21 protein-coding genes are annotated in these 22,614 nt (G+C 33.6%); 6 read left to right on the top strand and 15 right to left on the bottom strand.

Annotation, left to right across the window (positions count from 1 at the left end):
* Positions 1 to 20: 20 nt before the first annotated feature.
* The 11 genes from Q0739_RS10560 to Q0739_RS10510 all read right to left on the bottom strand — a co-directional run bounded on the left by Q0739_RS10560 (position 21) and on the right by Q0739_RS10510 (position 11,863).
* Positions 21 to 1,082, bottom strand: coding sequence for a zinc metalloprotease (locus tag Q0739_RS10560; protein ID WP_298238696.1), 1,062 nt, complete (start codon positions 1,080 to 1,082; stop codon positions 21 to 23).
* A gap of 176 nt (positions 1,083 to 1,258) precedes the next feature.
* Entirely contained in the window at positions 1,259 to 2,473 is a 1,215-nt protein-coding gene (locus Q0739_RS10555) for a cysteine desulfurase (protein ID WP_298238695.1), read from the bottom strand.
* A 165-nt stretch (positions 2,474 to 2,638) separates the two neighbouring features.
* On the bottom strand, positions 2,639 to 3,952 hold the full coding sequence (sufD, locus tag Q0739_RS10550; RefSeq protein ID WP_298238694.1) for a Fe-S cluster assembly protein SufD: 1,314 nt from the start codon (positions 3,950 to 3,952) through the stop codon (positions 2,639 to 2,641).
* Between the two features lie 143 nt (positions 3,953 to 4,095).
* The gene (gene sufC / locus Q0739_RS10545) at positions 4,096 to 4,848 is read right to left on the bottom strand and encodes a Fe-S cluster assembly ATPase SufC (RefSeq protein ID WP_298238693.1); all 753 of its coding nucleotides are present in this window, start codon (positions 4,846 to 4,848) and stop codon (positions 4,096 to 4,098) included.
* A 101-nt stretch (positions 4,849 to 4,949) separates the two neighbouring features.
* Positions 4,950 to 5,366: a hypothetical protein gene (locus Q0739_RS10540; RefSeq protein WP_298238692.1), complete on the bottom strand. Its 417-nt coding sequence runs from the start codon at positions 5,364 to 5,366 to the stop codon at positions 4,950 to 4,952.
* Positions 5,367 to 5,479: 113 nt separating this feature from the next.
* Positions 5,480 to 6,928 carry a Fe-S cluster assembly protein SufB gene (gene sufB / locus Q0739_RS10535; protein ID WP_298238691.1) on the bottom strand — a complete coding sequence of 483 codons (1,449 nt, stop codon included), beginning with the start codon at positions 6,926 to 6,928 and terminating at the stop codon, positions 5,480 to 5,482.
* A 17-nt stretch (positions 6,929 to 6,945) separates the two neighbouring features.
* Positions 6,946 to 7,275, bottom strand: coding sequence for an iron-sulfur cluster assembly accessory protein (locus Q0739_RS10530; protein WP_298238690.1), 330 nt, complete (start codon positions 7,273 to 7,275; stop codon positions 6,946 to 6,948).
* Between the two features lie 140 nt (positions 7,276 to 7,415).
* Positions 7,416 to 8,483, bottom strand: coding sequence for a cytochrome c peroxidase (locus Q0739_RS10525; RefSeq protein ID WP_298238689.1), 1,068 nt, complete (start codon positions 8,481 to 8,483; stop codon positions 7,416 to 7,418).
* A 7-nt stretch (positions 8,484 to 8,490) separates the two neighbouring features.
* Positions 8,491 to 9,261: an MbnP family protein gene (locus Q0739_RS10520; RefSeq protein WP_298238688.1), complete on the bottom strand. Its 771-nt coding sequence runs from the start codon at positions 9,259 to 9,261 to the stop codon at positions 8,491 to 8,493.
* Positions 9,254 to 10,591, bottom strand: coding sequence for a hypothetical protein (locus tag Q0739_RS10515; protein ID WP_298238687.1), 1,338 nt, complete (start codon positions 10,589 to 10,591; stop codon positions 9,254 to 9,256). Before Q0739_RS10515 ends, Q0739_RS10520 begins: the two co-directional genes overlap by 8 nt.
* Before the next feature lie 18 nt (positions 10,592 to 10,609).
* The gene (locus Q0739_RS10510) at positions 10,610 to 11,863 is read right to left on the bottom strand and encodes a choice-of-anchor B family protein (RefSeq protein ID WP_298238686.1); all 1,254 of its coding nucleotides are present in this window, start codon (positions 11,861 to 11,863) and stop codon (positions 10,610 to 10,612) included.
* Between the two features lie 176 nt (positions 11,864 to 12,039).
* On the opposite strand from Q0739_RS10510, the gene thiL reads away from it, so the two are divergent.
* Positions 12,040 to 13,086, top strand: coding sequence for a thiamine-phosphate kinase (gene thiL, locus Q0739_RS10505; protein WP_298238685.1), 1,047 nt, complete (start codon positions 12,040 to 12,042; stop codon positions 13,084 to 13,086).
* A gap of 285 nt (positions 13,087 to 13,371) precedes the next feature.
* Here thiL and Q0739_RS10495 read toward each other — a convergent pair whose 3' ends face one another.
* The 3 genes from Q0739_RS10495 to Q0739_RS10485 form a co-directional block, all read right to left on the bottom strand.
* Positions 13,372 to 13,638, bottom strand: coding sequence for a hypothetical protein (locus Q0739_RS10495; RefSeq protein ID WP_298238683.1), 267 nt, complete (start codon positions 13,636 to 13,638; stop codon positions 13,372 to 13,374).
* 61 nt (positions 13,639 to 13,699) lie between these two features.
* Positions 13,700 to 14,476 (bottom strand): alpha/beta hydrolase, encoded by a 777-nt coding sequence (locus Q0739_RS10490; RefSeq protein WP_298238682.1) that lies wholly within the window; start codon positions 14,474 to 14,476, stop codon positions 13,700 to 13,702.
* The gene (locus tag Q0739_RS10485; protein ID WP_298238681.1) at positions 14,473 to 15,129 is read right to left on the bottom strand and encodes a hypothetical protein; all 657 of its coding nucleotides are present in this window, start codon (positions 15,127 to 15,129) and stop codon (positions 14,473 to 14,475) included. The genes Q0739_RS10490 and Q0739_RS10485 overlap by 4 nt, the downstream gene beginning before the upstream one ends.
* A gap of 97 nt (positions 15,130 to 15,226) precedes the next feature.
* Here Q0739_RS10485 and Q0739_RS10480 point away from each other — a divergent pair, with 97 nt between their 5' ends.
* Positions 15,227 to 16,549 carry an aspartate kinase gene (locus Q0739_RS10480; protein ID WP_298238680.1) on the top strand — a complete coding sequence of 441 codons (1,323 nt, stop codon included), beginning with the start codon at positions 15,227 to 15,229 and terminating at the stop codon, positions 16,547 to 16,549.
* A 74-nt stretch (positions 16,550 to 16,623) separates the two neighbouring features.
* On the opposite strand, the gene Q0739_RS10475 is transcribed toward Q0739_RS10480, so the two are convergent.
* Positions 16,624 to 17,916: an aminopeptidase P family protein gene (locus tag Q0739_RS10475; protein ID WP_298238679.1), complete on the bottom strand. Its 1,293-nt coding sequence runs from the start codon at positions 17,914 to 17,916 to the stop codon at positions 16,624 to 16,626.
* Positions 17,917 to 18,080: 164 nt separating this feature from the next.
* Between Q0739_RS10475 and Q0739_RS10470 the strand changes: the two genes are divergently transcribed.
* The 4 genes from Q0739_RS10470 to Q0739_RS10455 all read left to right on the top strand — a co-directional run bounded on the left by Q0739_RS10470 (position 18,081) and on the right by Q0739_RS10455 (position 22,515).
* A complete protein-coding gene (locus tag Q0739_RS10470) occupies positions 18,081 to 18,944 on the top strand; it encodes a hypothetical protein (protein ID WP_298238678.1) in 864 nt (287 codons plus the stop codon).
* A gap of 114 nt (positions 18,945 to 19,058) precedes the next feature.
* A complete protein-coding gene (locus Q0739_RS10465) occupies positions 19,059 to 19,745 on the top strand; it encodes a succinate dehydrogenase cytochrome b subunit (protein WP_298238677.1) in 687 nt (228 codons plus the stop codon).
* A 3-nt stretch (positions 19,746 to 19,748) separates the two neighbouring features.
* Complete coding sequence (locus tag Q0739_RS10460) at positions 19,749 to 21,764, top strand: fumarate reductase/succinate dehydrogenase flavoprotein subunit (RefSeq protein WP_298238676.1); 2,016 nt, start codon at positions 19,749 to 19,751, stop codon at positions 21,762 to 21,764.
* A 10-nt stretch (positions 21,765 to 21,774) separates the two neighbouring features.
* The gene (locus Q0739_RS10455) at positions 21,775 to 22,515 is read left to right on the top strand and encodes a succinate dehydrogenase/fumarate reductase iron-sulfur subunit (RefSeq protein ID WP_298238675.1); all 741 of its coding nucleotides are present in this window, start codon (positions 21,775 to 21,777) and stop codon (positions 22,513 to 22,515) included.
* The last annotated feature ends 99 nt before the right edge of the window (positions 22,516 to 22,614 follow it).

Here is a 22,614-nt window from a genome sequence, read left to right as displayed (position 1 = left end):
AATATTATTTAAAGTATTATTTATGGAGCCATACTCTCACGAGGACCACCTGAAGCAAAAATAGCACGCATTCTTGATTTTTGACCTTCAGAGAACATATACATACAAGCATCATCAACATAATCCATGTAATTCATAGTCATATCATTACTTCTACAATGTGCTGTTGGATAAGATGGACATCCGTAATTTGGTCTATCAGATGAAGGTGTGTCTGAAACGAAATCGTCTTGACGACATCTTCCATCTCCCCAAATATGACGAAGGTTCAAATAGTGACCAACTTCATGAGTAGCAGTTCTACCTCCATTAAAAGGAGCAGAAACATAACCTTGGGTTCCAAAATATTGAGGTGATATAACTACACCGTCTGTAGATGGGCTACCACCTGGAAATTGAGCATAACCTAAAATTCCACCTCCGATATTGCAAACCCAAATATTTAAATGAGTAGATGGAGATACTGGTGGGTAGGTGCTTTTAACATCATTGTTTGTTCCCCAAGAGGCTCTAGAATTAGAATGTCTGAAAGTTTGCGCTAATGAAAATGTAATTTCACTATCGGCTACTACTGCATCAAATTCTGAAGGTACAAGAGTAATATCATTATTTGTTTTTCTAAAATCCTTATTTAAAACAGTTATTTGCGAAGCAATTTGCTGATCACTTATGTTTTCATTAGAATTGCTATACACAACATGTACATAAACGGGAATATTTATTATTCCTAAATTATCTGGTGTAGGTTCTCCACCTCCTCCGTTTCCACCACCACCGTTGCCATTGCCATTGCCACCTTTTTTTCCAGCGATGAATGCTCTTGTTTGATATTCAATATCATACATTTTTTTGGCAAGCCCAGGGTTTTCGTTTAGTTGCCTGTTCAATATATTCATAGTATGACAGGTTTTTAATTTGTTCTTTGAATTTGCAGATTTGGAAGCTGATCCATCATCGCCATCAGTATAAACATAAAAATCGCTCATGTCGATTTCTTGTTCTTGATTTATTGCTTTAGAATCATCATTACACGCTGTAAATAATAGGGCTACAGCAGCCATACTTAAAAGTACTTTTCTCATTTTAAAAATTATTTGAATTAGTCGACGGGGAAGATAGTTTTTTTTGTTAAATAATTAAAAATTTATTAAAAAAACTGTTAATTATTCGACAAACAGCATTCAACTGTTAGATAATTAACAGTAAAAATGTAAGTTGGAAGATGTTTTTTTGATTGAATTGTGAAAATTAATAATACTTAGGATAGCATCATTTTAGCTTTCTTAATACTATCTACCAGCGAATCTATTTCTGCTTTTGTATTATAGAATGAAAATGAGGCTCTAACAGTTCCAGGTATTTTGTAGAAATCCATAATGGGTTGGGCGCAATGATGCCCAGTGCGGACAGCAATTCCTAATTTATCTAGTATTGTGCCAATATCATAAGGGTGTATTCCTTTAAGATTAAAAGAAATAACAGCCGTTTTATGTTTAGAAGTCCCATAGATTTTTAAGCCTTCTATTTGCAAAAGTTTTTCTGTGGCGTATTCTAGTAATTCGTTTTCGTAGGTAGCAATGTTTTCGAAGCCTATTGAGTTCATATAATCTATTGCTGCACCAAAAACAATACCTCCAGCGATATTTGGTGTGCCAGCTTCAAATTTATGGGGTAAATCGGCGTATGTGGTTTTTTCAAAAGTTACTTCTGCAATCATTTCACCACCGCCTTGATAGGGCGGTAATTTTTTTAACCATGACTCTTTTCCGTAGAGCATACCAACGCCTGTTGGACCACACATTTTATGTGCTGAAGCCACATAGAAATCGGCATCTAGGTTTTGCACATCTGCTTTAATATGCGGACTCGATTGGGCACCATCTATTAATACTGCTGCGCCTACGTTATGCGCTTTTTCAATAATATATTGGATAGGGTTAACAGTTCCTAATGCATTAGAAACGTGATTTACAAAAACTAACTTTGTGTTTTTAGAAAGTAGCTTGTTGTATTCTGTTATTACCAATTCACCATCCTCGTTCATAGGAATAACTTGTAATGTTGCTCCTGTTCGTTCACATAACATTTGCCATGGCACAATATTGCTATGGTGTTCTAGTGCAGAAACTATAATGTTATCACCTTTTTTTAGTAATGAGGAAAACCCGTTTGCTACTAAATTAATACTATGGGTTGTTCCAGAGGTAAAAATTATTTCATGCGAAAATTTTGCATTAAAATGTGCTTGAATTTTTTGACGAGCTTGCTCGTATAAATCAGTTGCTTCTTGACTTAGGGTATGTACACCTCTATGGATATTCGCGTTATAATTTGAATAATAATCGACTATTGCATCAATTACCTGTTGTGGTGTTTGCGAAGTAGCAGCATTATCTAAATACACCAAAGATTTGCCGTTTACTTTACGGGATAGTATAGGAAAGTCCTTTCTTATGTCTTCTACATTGAACATGGCAGATAGTTTAGCCCCGTAGTCGCCGTTCGACTATTTTTATAGTCTTAATCTTTTTTGAGGAACGAGAAAAAGATACAGCGGATAGCGGGAAATAGCTTCAAATTAATAATGTTTTAATTAGTATTATGAGATTCCTTCCTTTTGAAGGAATGACATAATGGATTATAAATCGAATCCAAGATTTACACCTAGTTTATTGGCTATAATTTTGGTGATGCGCTGTTTTAATTCTGGAATTTTAACAGAATTCATAACATCGTTACTAAATGCATACATTAAAAGCGCCTTGGCTTCTTTTTCTGGAATACCTCGCGATCGCATATAGAACATGGCACTTTCGTCTAATTGACCGATGGTGCAACCGTGTGAGCATTTAACATCGTCTGCAAAAATTTCTAATTGTGGTTTGGTGTTAATTGTGGCTTTGTCGCTTATTAAAATATTATTGTTCGATTGGAAAGCATTTGTTTTTTGCGCTTCTTTTTCAACAACAATTTTTCCGTTAAAAACACCTGTAGAGTTTTCGCCAAAAATACCTTTATAATCTTGATGACTTTCGCAATTAGGTTCGATATGATGTACAAGTGTATTATGATCTACGTGTTGCTTATTTCCAATAATGGTAACCCCTTTCAAAATAGAATCAATACGTTGACCTTCTTGATAAAAATTAAGATTATTACGTATTAACTTTCCTCCAAATGCAAACGTGTGAACCGAGCAAATACTTTCTTGTTTTTGTTTAAGAAAGGTATTGTCTATAAGTGATGCTTTAAGGTTGTCGTTTTGTATTTTATAATAATCGACTATAGCGCGTTTTTTTGCAAATACCTCGGTAACACTATTGGTTAGTACTGGGTTACTTGTTAAACTTTGGTGACGTTCAATTATTTGAACATGTGAGTTTTCTTCAACGACAATCAAGTTACGAGGTTGTAACATGGTTGCAGATTCATTTCCTGTAGAAAAGTGAATTATTTGAATAGGCTTTTCTACTAATTTATTCTTAGGAATATGGATATAAGCACCCTCACTTGAAAATGCAGTATTAAGAGATGGTAAGCTATCTTTTGTGGCTGCTTTATTAAAATAATTTTCAATTACTAAACGGTATTTTGGTTTAGTAAGTGCTGCAGACATAAGGCAAACATCCATTCCATCATGTGTAGTTTGTGACAGGTGAGAAGAATATTTACCATCTATAAATACTATTTTATAAGTATCAATATCGTAAATAAAATATTTTTTTACATCACGATATTCAATAGCGTTCTCTTGTTTAGGAAAAACACTATAATCTTCTTTCAATAGTTTGTTTAAAGATGTGTATTTCCAAGCTTCTTCCTTTTTTGTAGGGAAACCTTTTTCTTCAAATGTTTTTATTGCCTCATTTCTAATATCGTGAACATAAGTATCTATATCTACTTTGTCTTCGAAGACCATGAATGATGATAATAATTTTTCTTTTAATTCCATTCTTTTCAGTTTTCAGTTGCAGTGTTCAGTATTCAGATAATGAGAATAAAACAAAAAAACTGTTTACTATTTTTTTAAACTTTTTTAGTGTTCGGTTACAAGTAAGCAGACTGCTAACAGTAACAGAATACTGCTTATTCGTGTTAAGCGCCAACTTCTTCTTTAATCCAGTCGTATCCTTTTTTCTCGAGTTCGTGCGCTAATTCTTTTGTTCCCGATTTTACAATTTTACCATTGTGTAATACATGAACAAAATCTGGGACGATATGGTCTAACAATCGTTGATAATGCGTTATAACAACTACTGCGTTGTCCTTGTTTTTTAGTTTATTTACACCATTTGCAACAATTCTTAAGGCATCGATATCTAAACCTGAGTCGGTTTCATCAAGAATTGCTAATTTAGGTTCTAACATAGCCATTTGGAAAATCTCGTTTCTCTTTTTCTCGCCACCAGAAAACCCTTCGTTAAGAGAACGCGATAAGAATTTTCGATCTATTTCTAATAAATCGGCTTTATCACGAATTAATTTCAACATTTCCTTAGCTGGCATATCATCTAAGCCTTTGGCTTTACGAGATTCGTTAATAGCCGTTTTAATAAAATTAGTTACCGACACTCCTGGAATTTCAACAGGATATTGGAATGATAAAAACACACCTTTATGAGCGCGTTCTTCGGCAGCTAGTTCGTCAATATCTTCGCCATCAAATTCAATATTACCTTTGGTTACTTCGTATTCTTCTTTCCCAGCAATAACAGATGCTAGAGTGCTTTTTCCAGACCCATTGGGTCCCATGATTGCATGTACTTCACCTGGTTTCACTTCAAGGTTAATACCTTTTAAGATACTTTTATCTTCAACACTTGCGTGTAAGTTGTTTATTTTTAACATATTAAATATTTAAAATCCCAAATTTAAAGCACCAAATTATAATGGTTTGTTTAATCTGTTCTTTTAGGTTTGGAATTTGGAATTTGATTCTTATATTTTGATTAATTTCCTAGTTTTACAACGTCGTTATCTTCTTTTGGAGCAGAAACTTTTAAAATTTCTACAATTTCTACTTTGCGTTCCCAAAGAATTTTTTCGTCTTTTTTATTGGTAATCTTTCCTCTTATTTCAACTTGTACCATATCGGTTGGTACTTTTTTAAAAGATTCAGCTTGCGTGTTTAATTCCAACATTTTATCGGTTACAAAAACACCATAAATATCGGCATGTGTTTGTAATACAGCAGCACCATCATAATAAACAAAATCACCTTTTAATAAAGTTAACCCATCGCTTTGCTTTGCTGTTTTTTCTGTACTATCAGCAGAAATTGTTTCTTCTGTTTTTTCAGATTTGGTTTCTTTTTTACAACTAACAAATACTGTTAGCGCTAAAGAGAATAAAAGTATTTTTTTCATTTAAATTAAAGTTTTAATTGATGAGACACTTAGTGAAGCTCTGCTTCGGTACTTTCAATGAAAATATATTTTCATTTCGGTAATGCTTAGTGTGACATTTCGTTAAAATTTATCTATCCTACAGATCCTTCTAAACTTATTTCTAATAGTTTTTGAGCTTCAACAGCAAACTCCATTGGTAATTTATTTAATACTTCTTTGCTAAAGCCATTTACAATAAGGGCAATGGCTTTTTCTGTATCTATACCACGTTGATTGCAATAGAAAATTTGGTCTTCACCAATTTTACTAGTTGTTGCTTCGTGCTCTATTTTTGCTGTTTTATTTTTAGCTTCTATATATGGGAAGGTGTGTGCACCACAGTCATTACCCATTAATAAACTATCACATTGCGAAAAGTTACGTGCATTTTCTGCTCTAGAACTAATTTGTACTAAACCACGGTAACTATTTTGAGATTTTCCAGCAGAAATACCTTTTGAAATAATAGTGGACTTCGTATTCTTTCCTAAGTGAATCATTTTTGTTCCCGTATCTGCTTGCTGATAATTATTGGTAACAGCAATAGAGTAAAATTCGCCAACTGAATTATCACCTTTTAATACGCAGCTTGGATATTTCCAAGTAACAGCAGAACCAGTTTCTACTTGTGTCCAAGAGATTTTTGCATTTTTTTCACACAAACCGCGCTTGGTTACAAAGTTGTAAACACCACCTTTACCTTCAGCATTTCCTGGATACCAGTTTTGTACTGTGGAGTATTTTATTTCAGCATCATCTAAAGCAATAAGCTCTACAACGGCTGCATGTAGTTGGTTTTCATCACGACTAGGAGCTGTACAGCCTTCTAAATAACTTACATAACTACCTTCATCAGCAATTACCAAAGTTCTTTCAAATTGACCAGTTCCTGCTTGATTAATTCTAAAGTATGTTGATAATTCCATTGGACATTTTACGCCTTTTGGAATATAACAGAAAGAGCCATCACTAAACACAGCTGAATTTAAAGCGGCATAAAAATTATCCTTTGTTGGAACTACGGTTCCTAGATGTTTTTTTACAAGTTCTGGATGCTCTTTAATAGCTTCGGAGATACTCATAAAAATAATACCCTTTTCACCTAAAGTTTTCTTAAAGGTTGTTGCTACCGAAACAGAATCTACAACCACATCCATAGCTACACCAGCAAGTTTCTTTTGTTCGTCAAGAGAAATACCTAGCTTTTCAAAAGTTGCTAATAATTCTGGATCAACCTCATCAATACTGTCGTATTTAGGTTTGCTATTTGGTGCAGAGTAGTAAGAGATGCCTTGAAAATCTGGTTTTACGTAATTTACGTTTGCCCAATCTGGTTCGTCCATGTTTTTCCAAACACGAAATGCTTCTAGGCGCCATTCAGTCATCCATTCAGGCTCTTCTTTCTTTTTAGAAATGGCACGAACAATATCTTCATTTAAACCGTTTGGAAATGTATCAGACTCAATATCAGTATAAAACCCATACTCATATTCTTTGGTTTTTAGCTCTTCGCGTAAATCATCCTCGGTGTACTTCGACATAATGCTTTCTTATTTTGTTATAATGAAAATGATTCGCCACAACCACAAGTACGGTTAGCGTTAGGATTATTAAACACGAAACCTGTTCCGTTTAAACCTCCCGAATATTCTAGAGTAGTTCCTATAAGGTATAAAAAGCTCTTTTTGTCAACTATAATTTTAACACCATTATCTTCAAATACTTTATCGCCATCTTGTTGTTCTTTATCAAACTTTAAATCGTAAGATAATCCAGAACATCCTCCACTTTTTACACCCACGCGTACATAGTCAGTAGTAGCATTATAGCCATCGTCAGTCATAAGTTCTACGACCTTCTTTTTAGCTGTTTCAGAGACTTTTATCATATTTATTTTTTATTAAATTTAGAAATAAATTAATAATATTTTATTAAGACAGTTTCTAAATAGAGAGCAAATATACAATATAAGTCATCGATTTCCATATAACCTAACATTATATTAATATATGGTTTTATAGTTTTTTGTTATTGATTGTTAAAGGCAGAATTATTTATAAATTCATAATCTGAAAGGGATAAAAGAAAGGTTTTTAAATCGGCTTTGTCTTGTACTGAAAGTTGCACACCACCTTGGGCTACTTTTTTCATTAATGGGTCGATGGTTGATGATTGTTTTAGCCCTTCACTGTAATGATTGATAACTTCTTCTAAAGTAGCAAATCTACCATCGTGCATATAAGGTGCTGTGAATGCTAAATTCCTGAGGGAAGGGGATTTGAATTTTCCATTATCTGCTGGGTCTCCAGTAACTGCTCCTAAACCTAAATCGGTAAATGTGTTATCTAAGCCATTGTTATGAAAAATATTATCTGTCCATAGTGGATTATTTTCACTACCGTGGCAATGAAAGCAGTCACCTTTGTTTTCATCCATAAAAATATTAAAGCCATTTTGTTCTTCTGGGGTTAAAGTGGCTACCCCTAGTAAAAATTTATCGAATTTTGAATTTGATGAAATTAACGTACGTTCAAACTGAGCGATGGCTTTTGTTACCAAAGTAGAGTCTATAGCTGAAGTGCCAAAAGCTTGATTAAAAAGATTTGGATATTCTGAATGCTGTTGTAATTTTTCTTCAACCTGAGTCCAATTGCTTGCCATTTCAGTAGGGTCTGTAACAGGAACAAAAGCCTGATGTTCTAGACTAAATGTGTTACCATCCCAAAAGAATTTTTCATCGTAATTCCAAGCCAAGTTAAAAAGTGGCATGGAGTTTCGGTTTCCTAAACTTCCATCAATACCATCACTAAACCTATCAGAATCCGAGAAGGCATTTTCTGGAGCATGACAATCGGCGCAGGCTTGAGAATTATCTGCAGATAAAATGGGGTCAAAAAATAATTTTTTACCCAAAGCGATTCCTTCAACTGTTTGTGGATTATCAATTGGAATTACGGGGTTTAGAATTTTGTCTTGAAAAAGCTGCGGTATATTTAGTGGGCTTGGAGTAGAGGTATAGACTTCTACACTTTTATTAGAACAAGATGTTATAATAAAAGCAACAATAATTAAGATATGTAATGTCCAACGTTTCAAATTTTAATTATTTTGTTGATTTTAAACTAAATACATTTTGCCCGTTTTCAAACATCATAATTTGCGCGGTAGAATTTGGCATAAGCGATTGGTTGAATACATTTAAATCCCATATGTTAGGAGTTTTAAACCATTCGGCAATATTCATTTCAATATTAAAAACGATATTACTTGTAATAGTGACTGCGCCTAAATTAACGGTTATAAAAGTGTCTTGTGGAAAGGTTGGGTTTGCTCCAGGATTATCCACCGCTCTTATGGCATGATAATTAAACCCTTGTTCGATGTTAGAACTATTTAAAAATTTTCCATCAAACTGTATGTAATGATAACCGCCACCTAACATGGCTGGAACAAACCAAGAAGCAGAATTTAAATCTTGGTATGCAGCATCAATATTTTTTTCGTTAGTAAAGCCGAAAGTAAATGAAATGTTGGTGTATGCATCAGTTGGGATTAATACTTCTGGTGAAAATTCTAAATTTCCGTTATTTGTTACATCAACCAAATTGTATGCGTCAATTGTTAAAGACTCTCCTGTGGAGTTAGTTAATGTTATGTCTGATATTAAATAACGTAAGCGTTCTATGCTCAACATTTCTCCATTTTCATTAGTGAATTTAAGAGCGTTAAAATCTGAATTAGAAACAGGAATGCCATCCCAATTATGAGTAAAATGGAGTGAGATATTTACGTTTGAAACGTTGTCATCATTGTCTTTATGGCATGAAACAAGCGTAATAAAAACAAACAGAAATATTGAAGCTACTTTATTCATTTATTGTGATAATTAATAGGTCTGCAAACCCTTTGTTTTCTGTAATATCTTCATTGGAACTACTAGTTTCTCCAACTGCAACATAAGTGCCATCATTCAATTGGGTGATATCGTTAGCAAAATCGATTTCAGTTCCGCCAATTGTTTTTTGCCATTCTATATTAGCATTTGCATCTATTTTGATAAGCCAAGCATCATTCTGACTTTTGTTTTCTATAAGATTTCCATTTAAACTTCTTGAATTACCGCTTAAAATAAACCCGCCATCTTGTGTTTTTGAAACAGCACTTCCGGAGTCAAAATTGTTTCCGCCCAAAGTTTTTTCCCATAGCATATTACCAGTTTCCGAAATTTTTATCATCCATAAATCGGCTGCACCATTATTAAAAGAAACGTCGTTGTCGCTACTTCTAGTGTTACCAACTATTAAATAATTTCCATCGTTAGTGCTTGTTATGTTGTAAGCTTCATCAATTTCTGAACCGCCAAAAGATTTTTCCCAAAGAAGATTTCCAGTTTCCGAAATTTTAATAATCCACATATCATAGGAACCTTTATTGTCACTAATGTCAACATCATTACTGTCGGATGAACCAATAATTAAATAGCCATTATCTGTAGTTTGAATGACATCATTTGGTGTATCGGTAAATGTACCACCATAGAATTTACTCCATTGTTTGTCTCCGTTAGAATTTAATTTGATAGCCCAATAATCTCCTCCAGCATGCCTTTTTGAAGTTGAAAACTTACTATTTCCTTCACCTCCTGATGCAGTAACGTCTAAAACTCCTGTTAATAGATAACCATTGTCTTTTGTCTCAATTAGTGAGATGCCATTATCTACCCCAGAAAAACCAAAGGAGTTATTCCAAATTATATTACCAGAACTATCTATTTTAGATAGCCAAAAATCTAAAGAACCAGCATTGTTGGTTATATTGCCATCGCTACTTGAACTTTGGCCAAAAATGATATAACCATTATCGTTAGTTTGAATAATATCATTACCTCTGTCGTCGCCACTCCCTCCATAAGTTTTTTGCCAACTTAGTGCGTTATTAGAATCGAATTTTAGCAACCAATAGTCAAATGTTTTGTTTTGTTTAGAAGTTACATCGCCATCATCACTTTGCGAAAACCCTAAAACAGCGTAACCTCCATCTATTGTGCTTGTAATAGCTTGGGCGCTATCGTTTAGCGAGCCTCCCAGAACTTTAACACCAAATAAAGGAGTCGTTTTTTCGGTACTTTCATCTGAAGAACAATTAAAAATGCCTATAAATACTATAAGAATACAAAAGCGATAATTGTATTTTATTATTTTCATTATGGAACTTTCAGAATATTATAAATTACTTTTTCTAACGACAAACAGACCTCGAATAATATCGCTTATAATTATATTTCCACTTTCAAAATAAGGGTAAACGTTCCACGCACCAACAGTGCCTGCGTTATTATTTTCTGGGTATGTGTCGAAAAAGCCTATTTCTGTCATAGGGTTGCTAGAATCAGAAATATTCGAAATATCTAAAACTCGCATACCAGCTCTGTAATTCGATAAATAATAAGTATTGTCTTTTACATAGCCATTATGATCGACTGCTAGGGTTGGGCCGAAAAATGTTGAGGACAAAACAGGGTTATCCAAATCATTAAAATCAAAAATAATTGTTTTGGTATTAAATCCAAATGCTCCTTCGTCAAGCTCATCTCCGAGAATAAAATAACGTTGATCTTCAGTAAACCAACCCTGATGAGCAAATTCTTCTTGTGGATAGCTAAGACTGCTTATTGGAATTATATTGCTTTTATCTGTAACATCTAAAATAACGACGTTATTACTATAACCGTTGCTGCCTATATAAATTTGCTTGCCTTGGTGTTCTACGTCAGGACCATTATAGGTTACAACTTGTGCATCATGCGAATATCCCTCGGCTGTATATTCTCCTAAAAATGTTGGGTTTGTAGGGGAAGATATATCTATAAAAATTGGCCCTCCACCATTGTTCGAGCAACCAACTAAATAAGCGATACTTTCATTTTCATTAATTACAACGTTATGGCAGCTATCAACACCTGTATATAAAGCATCAGTAGTGAATGTTTCAGGTGGGTTTGCTACATTTCGCAATCTTGTTAAATCAAATACTTGCATGCCATGGTTTCCAGCAACATCTGCTACTATAAATGCATGATTATTAAAAACTTTTATATCTCTCCAACTATTACTTATTGTTTCTGTAGGTAGTTTTCCTAAGTAAATAGTTTCTAATGGGTCTGTAATATCAACAAAAGCTGTCCCGTTATCTAATCCCATTAAGGCATATTCTTTACCAGTTGTTGGGTCGGTCCAACCCCAAGAATCATTTCCAGCAGAAGCCGCGAAAGTACTTAATGGTATTTGAGCCATTAATTCATAACCGTTACAGGGATAAATATCGGCAAATCCATTTTCGCATGGAAACAATGCATCCGATTCTATTATAGTTGAATTATTATTATCTTCATTATCGCATGCAATTAATCCGAATAAAACAAAAAGTCCAGAAAACAGGATAGTAATATATTTGATGTTATTTTTAAAGAAATTCATAGCGTAATTTTTTTAATACTTTTTCTATCAAATTTAACAGATATATAGTTATAAGCCATAGGACTTTATCATTTTAACGTCTAAATGTGTATAAAATTTTCATTAAACGAACTTATTAAGGTGTTTTTCCTTAGTAGAAATGATATGGTTATAAAATAGCTTCTTATTTTTGCGGCATGATAGAAGATAAAAATCAACAGCGAACACCATTAAGCGAGTTAGGAGAGTTTGCTCTTATAGAGCATTTAACAAAGCAATTTGAAATTAAACAAGTGTCTACGGTTAAAGGAATTGGAGATGACGCAGCTGTCTTGAATTTTGAAAATAAAAAAATAGTTGTTACAACAGATCTGTTAGTCGAAAATGTTCATTTCGATTTAAGTTATATGCCGTTAAAACATTTAGGCTATAAAGCCATTATGGTAAACTTATCCGATGTGTATGCAATGAATGCAACAGCAACTCAAGTAACCGTATCTATAGCTGTGTCTAACAGGTTTCCTTTAGAAGCACTTGAAGATTTATACTCAGGAATACAAACGGCTGCAAAAATATATAATGTAGATTTAATTGGTGGTGACACAACATCCTCAACAACTGGATTATTAATTTCTGTTACTGCTATTGGTGAAGTAGAAAGTGATAATGAGGTGTACAGGTCTGGTGCAAAACCAAATGATTTATTGGTTGTTTCTGGAGATTTAGGGGCAGCTTATATGGGATTGCAAGTACTTGAGCGTGAGAAGGAAGTTTATAAAGTAAATCCTAATAGCCAGCCAGATTTAGAATCTTATTCTTATATAATTGAGCGACAATTAAAACCTGAAGCTAGGAAAGATATTATTAAATTATTAAAAGATTTAGATGTAAAACCAACCTCGATGATTGATGTAAGTGATGGGTTATCTTCTGAAATTTTGCACCTATGCAAACAGAGTAATGTAGGTTGTGATGTTTATGAAGAAAAAATTCCTTTAGATCCACAAGTAATTGCAACTTGTGAAGAGTTTAATATTGATAGTACAACGGTTGCTTTAAATGGAGGTGAAGATTACGAATTACTTTTCTCTATTTCGCAAGAGGATTTTCCAAAGATTAAGGCAAATCCAAATTTTACGATAATTGGATATATGGCTGATAAAAACTCAGGAATGCATTTAGTAACAAGGGCGGGTTCTAAAATTCCTTTGAAAGCACAAGGGTGGAAAAACTTTTCTAGCTAACTGCTTGATAAGATTTACGGCGCAACTTTTTATTGTGAATTTTTTCTAGCACCAAATTAATCTCTCTATATTTAGGGGTAAGCTTAGTTAAATGTCCAGACTCATCTGTAGTGAACTGTTCTTGACACTGGACACACTTAAATTCTTTTACGTGATATGTAATTTGTTTGGTCACTTTAAAATCATGACCAAAAAGCGAACAATAAATGCTCTTCATATTTTATGCTATTAACTAATTATAAGGGAGTTAAAGGTATAAAATATTATTAGAAAAGCAAAAACTCATTAAGCAGCATTTGTTCCGTACATTCTTTCTCGCATTCTCATAAGTTTTTTACGATACATAAATTCTAAGATGTCGTTTATTTCCTTAAAAGTTGCAGTTAATTCTGTTAGTTTGCCGTTGCTATTTGTGGTTAATTCCTTTTTACAATGGCTACATTGATACTCTTTAACATGCTGTGTTACTTTTTTAGTTACGTGATAATCATGACCAAAAAAATTGCAGTACATTTTGGATGCAATGGTAGGTTTTTGTGTAGTTTTTTCCATGATATTTGATTTAAGGCTTGATAAACATAGTAAAAAAAATCAAATAATCGTTGAAAAGTAATTAATTTTCGATGAAATACATAATATTTTGAAAGAATAAGGCTTCGTTTTCGATTAACGACATATGTCCATCTGGAAATTTTACCACTTTTACTCCTGTTTTTTTGGCTTCTTCTAAAAGAGATTTGTAATTTAATACTGGATCTTCTCTGCTGGCAATAAGCATCTTTCTGTGCTTAAAATTTTGAAGAATGTCTGTTCTTTCTTTGCGTATTTTCATGCCTTCAAGTGCAGCAATAATTCCCTGTAATGGTGTTTTTAAAGCGTTATTAATAATGGTTGTAATTTCTTTTTTTAGACTGCTTTTTTTATCTGGATTAAAAAGATTAGAAATAGCAATTCTAACAAATGTTTTATAGTCATGCTTTACAGCTGCAATAGCACGATCTCTATTAGTTTTCTTCTCTGCACTATCTGCTTTAGATGTAGAATTAACCAATGCTATACCTTTTGTAAGGTTTAAATATTTTTCAGCAAAAGCTAATGCGACATAACCACCCATAGAATGACCAACCAATATGGCTTCCTTAATTTTTAAATGTTCTAAAACCGCTTGAACAGCTTCTGCCATGGTTTCCATAGTATGAATATATCCCATGCATTCAGTTTTACCATGGCCTAATAAATCAATACAAATAATTCGGTTATTTTTTGCTAATTCAGGAATAAAAGGATTCCATATAGAGCTGTTTTCTAAAAAACCGTGAAGGAAAACGACTGTTTTCCCATGACCGTTATCGGTGTAAAAAATGTTTACACCTTTGTACTCTAAAATCATGATTTCACCTTCTTAATAGCAGTGAAGGCTTTGTCTACAAAATCGTCTTCAACTAAAATAGTAAACTCGTTTGTTGTAGAAATAACTTCGTATAGTACGACACCTTCCCAAGCTAAACGTTTAAAAAAGTGATAATATAACCCTGCTATTTTCGAGTTGTCTTCAGGTAAATTGATGCTTATAGCGGTAAGACCATCTTGAACAGCCAAAAATGTTTCGAGCTTTAAATGTTCTAAAATAAAATCTTTTAAACTACTTGAAATAATAATATTACTTTCATGAATACCACGCGTAAACGTATAAAATAATTTAGATTCCGAATTTATTTTTTCCAGAATCTTGGCATGATTATCTATTAAGGTTTCCGAATTTTTAACTGTAAAATCTGTAAGGTTAGAACGCACGGTAATATCGCCTAAATTCTTAATTACCTTCTTCATTTTAACCGAATTCGATAAAGTAGGAGGCGGACTATAGCGTCTTAAAGCCATCATAATCGCACCTGGTTTTACATCTTTTTTAAGCATTTTACTTATTGGCTCAGTCAATTCTACCGCTAAAGCACTAAAGTTTATAATGTTTCTTGAAAGGGCTTCTTCCAAGTAAGGTTGGGTTATTAATATGTCTTCAACACAATTACTTACAGTTTTCATGTTAACTATTTAACAATTTGTGTAAAAATAATCTATTTTTTTTAAAAATGCGGTTATTGTATCAAATGATTATAATTTCGTAATCAAATTAAGTAGGATGAAAGTATTAAAATTTGGAGGTACTTCTGTTGGGTCAGTTAAAAACATGTGTAATGTGAAGAACATTATAAATGATGGCACAAAGAAAGTCGTAGTGTTATCTGCTATGTCTGGTACTACTAATGCTTTAGTAGAAATTGCAAATTATATTTTTGAAAAGACGCCAAACAAAGCCATTGATGCAATTAATACATTGCATGAATCTTATTTTAAAACCATTGATGCACTTCTTTCTAACACACAGTTAAAAGATGAAACCAAAGCATACGTAACAGGTATATTTAATTTTTTAGTAACATGTACCTATGAAGGCTATTCAAAAAAATTAGAGAATAATATTGTAGCTCAAGGCGAGTTGCTTTCAACTTATATGTTTAACGCTTATTTAAATCAAGAAGGAATTAGTTCGACCCTATTACCAGCATTAGAATTTATGCGTATAAATGGTGTAAAAGAACCTGATCATTTCTATATTAAAAAGCAGTTGAAAAATGTAATGGCTTCTGCTCCAGAGACCAATATTTATATAACACAAGGGTTTATTTGTTTAGATCAAAAGGGAGATGTTTCTAATTTACAACGTGGTGGAAGTGATTATACCGCAACTATTATAGGTGCTGCCATAAAAGCGCAAGAAGTAGAAATTTGGACAGACATAGACGGGATGCATAACAATGATCCTAGATATGTAGAAAACACAAATCCTATTTCAAACTTGTCGTTCGATGAGGCTGCCGAACTTGCTTATTTTGGCGCAAAAATATTACACCCTCAAACCATATTGCCTGTTAGGGAAGACGGCATTCCAGTACGTTTAAAAAATACAATGGCTCCAGAAGCTCATGGGACTTTAATATCTAGCCAAACATCTGAAAATGGTATTAAAGCAATTGCAGCCAAAGATAATATTACAGCTATAAAAATTAAATCAGGGCGCATGTTGCAAGCGCATGGTTTCTTGAAGAAAGTATTTGAGATTTTTGAAGTTTATGAAACGTCGATAGACATGATTACAACTTCTGAAGTTGCTGTGTCACTTACTATTGATGACGATAGAAATTTAGATAAAATTATTACTGAATTAGAAGAATTTGGAACCATAGAAGTCGATAAAGGACAAACCATTGTATGTCTAGTAGGGCATTCAATTGTGAATCATGAAAGTACTTTTAAGCTATTTCAAATTTTAAAAGATGTAAAAATTAGAATGATTTCTTATGGCGGAAGCAAAAATAATATTTCACTCTTAATAAACTCAAAAGGTAAAGTTACTTCGCTGAACAAACTAAACAATTATTTATTTGAATTAGTCACTCTTTAAATTGCAAAATTTAGTATTGTTAGCAAAAGGGTCGTTTTTTTAAACGACCCTTTTATATTATAAGAGATTATTTTTTAACTATTCATTATTTCCTCAATTTCGTCTGCTTCAATGGGAATATTGCGCATTAAATTAAAAGGCTCTCCTTTTTCTTGAATAACAACATCATCTTCCAATCGAATACCAAAGCCTTCATCAGGAATATAAATTCCAGGTTCTACAGTAAAAACCATATTAGCTTGCATAGGCTCTGTTAAAATACCATAGTCATGTGTGTCGAGTCCCATATGATGCGAAGTACCATGCATGAAGTACTTTTTATAAGCAGGCCAGTTGGCGTTTTCATTTTGTACATCGGCTTTATCTAATAAACCAAGACCTAACAATTCGTTGGTCATTATTTTGCCAACTTCAATATGATATGCTGCCCAATCTGTTCCGGGAATCAGCATTTTAGTGGCTTCATTTTTAACTCTATTTACAGCATTATAAACGGCTTTTTGCCTTTTAGAAAACTTACCAGAAACAGGAATAGTTCGTGTCATGTCGCTTGAGTAATTTGCATACTCTGCTCCAACATCCATTAATATTAGGTCGCCAGATTTACACTGTTGGTTGTTTTCTATGTAGTGCAGTACATTGGCATTATTTCCAGAGGCTACAATAGGTGTATAAGCAAACCCTTTTGAGCGGTTATTTAAAAATTCATGCATAAATTCTGCCTCAATATTATATTCCCAAACTTTTGGTTTCACAAAATTTAAAATACGTCGAAACCCTTTTTCGGTAATATTGCAAGCTTGCTGTATTAATTCAATTTCAATAGCGTCTTTTACAGAACGTAATCTTTGTAATATAGGATTGCTTTTGGCAACACTATGTGCTGGGTATTTATTTTTAAGCCATTTGGTGAAACGGTCTTCACGTGTTTCTGTTTCAACATTGGCTCGATAATGTTCATTGGTATTAACATAAACAGTATCGCATTGGGTCATAATTTCAAACATAATTTTCTCCATGTCCTGCAACCAATATATTGTTTTCACACCGCTAGTTTCAAATGCTTTTTCTTTAGTTAGTTTTTCGCCTTCCCAAATAGCAATATGCTCGTTAGTTTCTTTTAAAAATAGTATTTCTTGGTGTTTTTCCTTTGGACAATCGGGGAATAACACCAGAATACTTTCCTCTTGGTCAACACCACTTAAGTAAAAAATATCTCGATGTTGTTCGAAAGGCATAGTGCTGTCTGCGCTAATAGGATATATGTCATTCGAATTAAATACCGCCAAACTATTAGCTTTCATTTTAGAAGCGAAATTTTTACGGTTTTTTATAAAAAGCTCTTTGCTTATGGAATGGTACTTCATATTATTAAATTTTTAATTCCCTAAAATTAAGCAAACAGAATAATACTATACTGAGAATTTCTTTATTTCTATATCAAATAGATTCAATTTTAAAAATTTTGTTTTGTGAGCATATAAGAAATTGTGTTTTTTTCTGTTAAATATGTGAACACAAACCCAATATCATGAAATCATTTAGCTCAATTATAGTTTTACTAATTGTATTAACTTCTTGCAGTAAAGACAACAATGATGCTAACAATACAAGCCAAAACAATCTTGTTATTAAATTTAAATTCGATCCTACTCAAGAGCGCTTAAATAATTTAGGACAACCAGCAAATATAGCAAGTGGCAATGCAGCGCAATCGCCTTCGTTTGCTAAAATGAGCGCGAATTATATTGAGTTTGCCCAAACAGCAACTACGCTTTTAGGTGAAGGGGAAATTATTTTTAATGGGGAAGAAACAGAAGCAGGTGGAAGTAAAGCAATCGATTTTCAGAAAGCAAAATTTGCTGGAAACAACGAAATGTTTATAACAATCCCTTTAAATGAAGTATCTGTTGGAAACTACAAATGGGTAAGAGTTTCTTTAGCTTACCAAGAAGGAAATATTGATTTTCTTCTAAATGGAACCAATTTTAATGGCACTCTAGCAAGTTTTGTAGGCTACAATAATTATATTACCTCTTTCGATTTAAATGGAAGTTCTATTGTAGTAAACGAAAATAAAAAACAAGGTTTTTGGGCGTTTGAATCTTTAGGCTTTTCTTCTTCGGGGCAAGCACCAGAAGGTGCAACTACGGTTCCAAACCCATTATTTAATACCTCGCCAATACCTCAAGGATCCTGTGTAGTAACAGGAGAATTTGAAAATGGGTTACTCATCTCTGGTAATGAAACTGAAGATGTAGAAGTGATATTGTCCTTTTCTGTTAACAATAGTTTTGAATGGATCGAAGTAAACGCTGATGGGAAGTTTGAACCTAATGCAGGAGAAATGCTTGTTGACATGGGCTTAAGAGGACTTATTCCTATAGTAAATTAATTAATTCTTTATTTAATTAAACTCATTCTAAATAGTGAAAACATGACATTTGTTATTTGTCTATAACTCGTCGCTAACCTACCTTTGTAAGAATCTTAAAATAACTTCTTAAAAATGAGCGGATTTTTTAAATCTTCGATTGGAAGAAAGGTAGCCATGGCGCTTTCTGCATTCTTCCTCATGTTTTTCTTAATAATTCATTTGGCGGTAAATATTACTTCACTTTTTAGTGAAGAATTATTTAACGATTTATCTCATTTTATGGGAACAAATCCGCTAGTGCAATTTGCATTACAACCAGTTTTAATATTTGGCGTAGTATTCCATTTTGTTATGGGATTTGTATTAGAAGTCAAAAATAAAAAAGCTAACGGTGTTAGTTATGCTAAAAATAATGGTGCTGCTAATTCTACTTGGATGAGTAGAAATATGATTTATAGTGGCTTGGTTATTCTAGCTTTTATCGTGTTACATTTTATTGATTTCTGGATTCCAGAATTAAGCGTTAAATATGTAGCTGGCGATATGTCTGGACTTATAGAGGGAACTCAAAATTTTAGATATTTTGAAGAACTTACGCATAAGTTTCACAGTCATTTAAGGACAATTGCATACGTTGTTTCGTTCATTCTTTTAGGACTGCATTTGGCACATGGATTTACATCTGCATTCCAATCAATGGGAGTTACAGCAGGTCGTAAAAAGAGACTTCAAAATATAGGTAAAGCATATTCTATATTAATTCCGTTAGGGTTTATTATTATTGCTTTATTTCATCATCTTAAACACGTATTATCATAGCATATGGCAACTTTAGATTCAAAAGTACCTAAGGGTCCAATTAAAGATAAGTGGACAGATTATAAAAATAAAATTAACCTAGTTAACCCAGCTAATAAACGTCACATAGATATTATAGTTGTGGGTACAGGTTTGGCTGGAGGTTCTGCAGCCGCAACGCTAGCAGAGTTAGGGTATAATGTAAAAGCTTTTGCTTATCAAGATTCTCCTAGACGTGCACACTCTATTGCTGCACAAGGAGGTATTAATGCTGCAAAAAACTATCAAGGTGATGGAGATTCTACATATAGATTATTTTATGATACTGTAAAAGGAGGCGATTACCGTTCGCGTGAAGCTAACGTTTACCGTTTAGCTGAGGTGTCTGCAAATATCATCGATCAATGCGTAGCTCAAGGTGTGCCTTTTGCACGTGATTATGGCGGATTGTTAGATAATCGTTCATTTGGTGGGGTATTAGTATCTAGAACGTTTTATGCTAAAGGGCAAACAGGACAACAATTACTACTTGGAGCATATTCAGCAATGAACCGTCAAATTGCTCGCGGTAAGATTGAAATGTTCAATCGTCACGAGATGCTTGATGTTGTAAAAGTTGATGGAAAAGCAAGAGGTATTATTGCAAGAAACTTAATTACAGGAGAAATTGAACGCCATTCAGCTCATGCGGTAGTTGTAGCGACTGGGGGTTATGGTAACGTTTATTTCTTATCAACAAATGCCATGGGTAGTAATGTTACTGCTGCGTGGAAAATTCATAAAAAAGGGGCATATTTTGCAAACCCTTGTTATACTCAAATTCACCCAACATGCATTCCACGTTCGGGAGATTATCAATCTAAATTAACCTTGATGTCTGAATCGTTACGTAATGATGGACGTATTTGGGTGCCAAAAAGTTTAGAGGATGTAAAAGCAATTCGTGAAGGACGTAAAAAACCAACAGATTTATCAGAAGACGAAAGAGATTATTACTTAGAACGTCGTTACCCTGCCTTTGGTAACTTAGTACCTCGAGATGTAGCATCTCGTGCAGCCAAAGAGCGTTGTGATGCTGGCTATGGTGTAAATGCGACAGGTGAAGCTGTATATTTAGATTTTGCTGCAGCGATTGAACGTTATGGAAAAGAGCAAGCTAAAATTCATAATATTGAAAATGCTTCAGATGCAAAAATATACGAGTTAGGTCAAGCTATTGTTGAAGCTAAATATGGAAACTTATTCCAAATGTATGAGAAAATTGTAGATCAAAATCCATACAAAACTCCAATGATGATTTACCCTGCAGTACATTATACAATGGGAGGTGTTTGGGTTGATTATAATTTAATGACTACGGTTCCTGGATTGTATTGTATTGGTGAAGCTAATTTCTCTGATCATGGTGCTAATAGACTTGGAGCTTCAGCCTTAATGCAAGGTTTGGCTGATGGGTATTTTGTGTTACCATATACTATTGGAGATTATTTGGCTGATGATATTAGGACAGGAAAAATTCCAACGGATACAAAAGAATTTGATGAAGCTGAAAAAGAAGTAAAAGCTAAAATAGATTTCTTTGTCACTAATAAAGGAACAAAGTCTGTTGATTACTTCCATAAAAAACTTGGTAAAGTGATGTGGGATAAATGTGGAATGTCTAGGAACGAAAAAGGCTTAAAAGAAGCCATGGCTGAGATTAAAACCATTCGTGAAGAATTCTGGAAAGAAGTTTCTGTTCCTGGAACAGCAAATGAAATGAATCCAGAATTAGAAAAAGCGGGTCGTGTTGCTGATTTCTTAGAGTTAGGTGAGTTATTCGCTAAAGATGCTTTAACTAGAGAAGAATCTTGTGGAGGGCACTTTAGAGAAGAATCTGCAGAATTGGATGGACCACAAAAAGGAGAAGCAAAACGAAATGACAAAGATTTTGCATTTGTTTCAGCTTGGGAATACAAAGGAGAACCTGCTGATGCAGTATTACATAAAGAAGAATTAGAATTTAAAGATATTGAACTAAAACAACGTTCATACAAATAAGATTGACATTATGAATTTAACACTTAAAATTTGGAGACAAAAAGACGCTTCTGCTAAGGGTCAAATGGTCGATTATAAAGTTAATGATATCTCAGAGCATATGTCCTTTCTTGAAATGATGGATGTTTTAAATGAGCAATTGGTAAACTCTGGGGAAGAGCCAGTAGCTTTTGATCATGACTGTAGAGAAGGGATCTGTGGGATGTGTTCTTTATATATTAATGGAGAAGCTCACGGACCAGATAGAGGCATTACAACTTGTCAATTGCATATGCGTATGTTTAAAGATGGTGATACCATTACTATCGAGCCTTTTAGAGCAGCAGCATTTCCTGTAATTAAAGATTTAGTTGTAGATAGAATGGCTTTTGAGCGTATTCAGCAAGCTGGAGGGTATATTTCTGTTAATACCTCAGGAAATACTCAAGATGCTAATTCGCTCCCTATTTCAAAACATGCAGCAGACGAAGCTATGGACGCTGCAACTTGCATTGGTTGTGGAGCTTGTGTAGCCACTTGTAAAAATTCAAGTGCTATGTTATTTGTTGGAGCTAAAGTCTCTCAATATGCATTATTACCACAAGGACAGGTTGAAGCCGCAGACCGTGTTAAAAACATGGTAGCGCAAATGGACTTAGAAGGATTTGGAAACTGCACCAATACAGGGGCTTGCGAGGTAGAATGTCCTAAAGGAATTTCGTTAGATAATATTGCACGTATGAATAGAGAGCTTATGAAGGCTTCTATTTAAAACAAAATTTTATAAATTGAAAAGCTCATATCATTTTGTGGTATGAGCTTTTCGTTTTTTAAATTCATAGTAATACTAAATTACTAATAAGTTTTTTAA

The organism is uncultured Algibacter sp., from assembly GCF_947487605.1.
Classification (GTDB): Bacteria; Bacteroidota; Bacteroidia; order Flavobacteriales; family Flavobacteriaceae; genus Algibacter_D.
This window is presented reverse-complemented; position numbering and strand designations above follow the sequence as displayed.

Excerpts from the sequence above, each read along its gene's own strand:
- Q0739_RS10560 (WP_298238696.1), bottom strand. The coding sequence starts at position 1,082 with ATGAGAAAAGTACTTTTAAGTATGGCTGCTGTAGCCCTATTATTTACA.
- Q0739_RS10555 (WP_298238695.1), bottom strand. The coding sequence starts at position 2,473 with ATGTTCAATGTAGAAGACATAAGAAAGGACTTTCCTATACTATCCCGT.
- sufD (WP_298238694.1), bottom strand. The coding sequence starts at position 3,952 with ATGGAATTAAAAGAAAAATTATTATCATCATTCATGGTCTTCGAAGAC.
- sufC (WP_298238693.1), bottom strand. The coding sequence starts at position 4,848 with ATGTTAAAAATAAACAACTTACACGCAAGTGTTGAAGATAAAAGTATC.
- Q0739_RS10540 (WP_298238692.1), bottom strand. The coding sequence starts at position 5,366 with ATGAAAAAAATACTTTTATTCTCTTTAGCGCTAACAGTATTTGTTAGT.
- sufB (WP_298238691.1), bottom strand. The coding sequence starts at position 6,928 with ATGTCGAAGTACACCGAGGATGATTTACGCGAAGAGCTAAAAACCAAA.
- Q0739_RS10530 (WP_298238690.1), bottom strand. The coding sequence starts at position 7,275 with ATGATAAAAGTCTCTGAAACAGCTAAAAAGAAGGTCGTAGAACTTATG.
- Q0739_RS10520 (WP_298238688.1), bottom strand. The coding sequence starts at position 9,261 with ATGAATAAAGTAGCTTCAATATTTCTGTTTGTTTTTATTACGCTTGTT.
- Q0739_RS10515 (WP_298238687.1), bottom strand. The coding sequence starts at position 10,591 with ATGAAAATAATAAAATACAATTATCGCTTTTGTATTCTTATAGTATTT.
- Q0739_RS10510 (WP_298238686.1), bottom strand. The coding sequence starts at position 11,863 with ATGAATTTCTTTAAAAATAACATCAAATATATTACTATCCTGTTTTCT.
- thiL (WP_298238685.1), top strand. The coding sequence starts at position 12,040 with ATGATAGAAGATAAAAATCAACAGCGAACACCATTAAGCGAGTTAGGA.
- Q0739_RS10495 (WP_298238683.1), bottom strand. The coding sequence starts at position 13,638 with ATGGAAAAAACTACACAAAAACCTACCATTGCATCCAAAATGTACTGC.
- Q0739_RS10490 (WP_298238682.1), bottom strand. The coding sequence starts at position 14,476 with ATGATTTTAGAGTACAAAGGTGTAAACATTTTTTACACCGATAACGGT.
- Q0739_RS10485 (WP_298238681.1), bottom strand. The coding sequence starts at position 15,129 with ATGAAAACTGTAAGTAATTGTGTTGAAGACATATTAATAACCCAACCT.
- Q0739_RS10480 (WP_298238680.1), top strand. The coding sequence starts at position 15,227 with ATGAAAGTATTAAAATTTGGAGGTACTTCTGTTGGGTCAGTTAAAAAC.
- Q0739_RS10475 (WP_298238679.1), bottom strand. The coding sequence starts at position 17,916 with ATGAAGTACCATTCCATAAGCAAAGAGCTTTTTATAAAAAACCGTAAA.
- Q0739_RS10470 (WP_298238678.1), top strand. The coding sequence starts at position 18,081 with ATGAAATCATTTAGCTCAATTATAGTTTTACTAATTGTATTAACTTCT.
- Q0739_RS10465 (WP_298238677.1), top strand. The coding sequence starts at position 19,059 with ATGAGCGGATTTTTTAAATCTTCGATTGGAAGAAAGGTAGCCATGGCG.
- Q0739_RS10460 (WP_298238676.1), top strand. The coding sequence starts at position 19,749 with ATGGCAACTTTAGATTCAAAAGTACCTAAGGGTCCAATTAAAGATAAG.
- Q0739_RS10455 (WP_298238675.1), top strand. The coding sequence starts at position 21,775 with ATGAATTTAACACTTAAAATTTGGAGACAAAAAGACGCTTCTGCTAAG.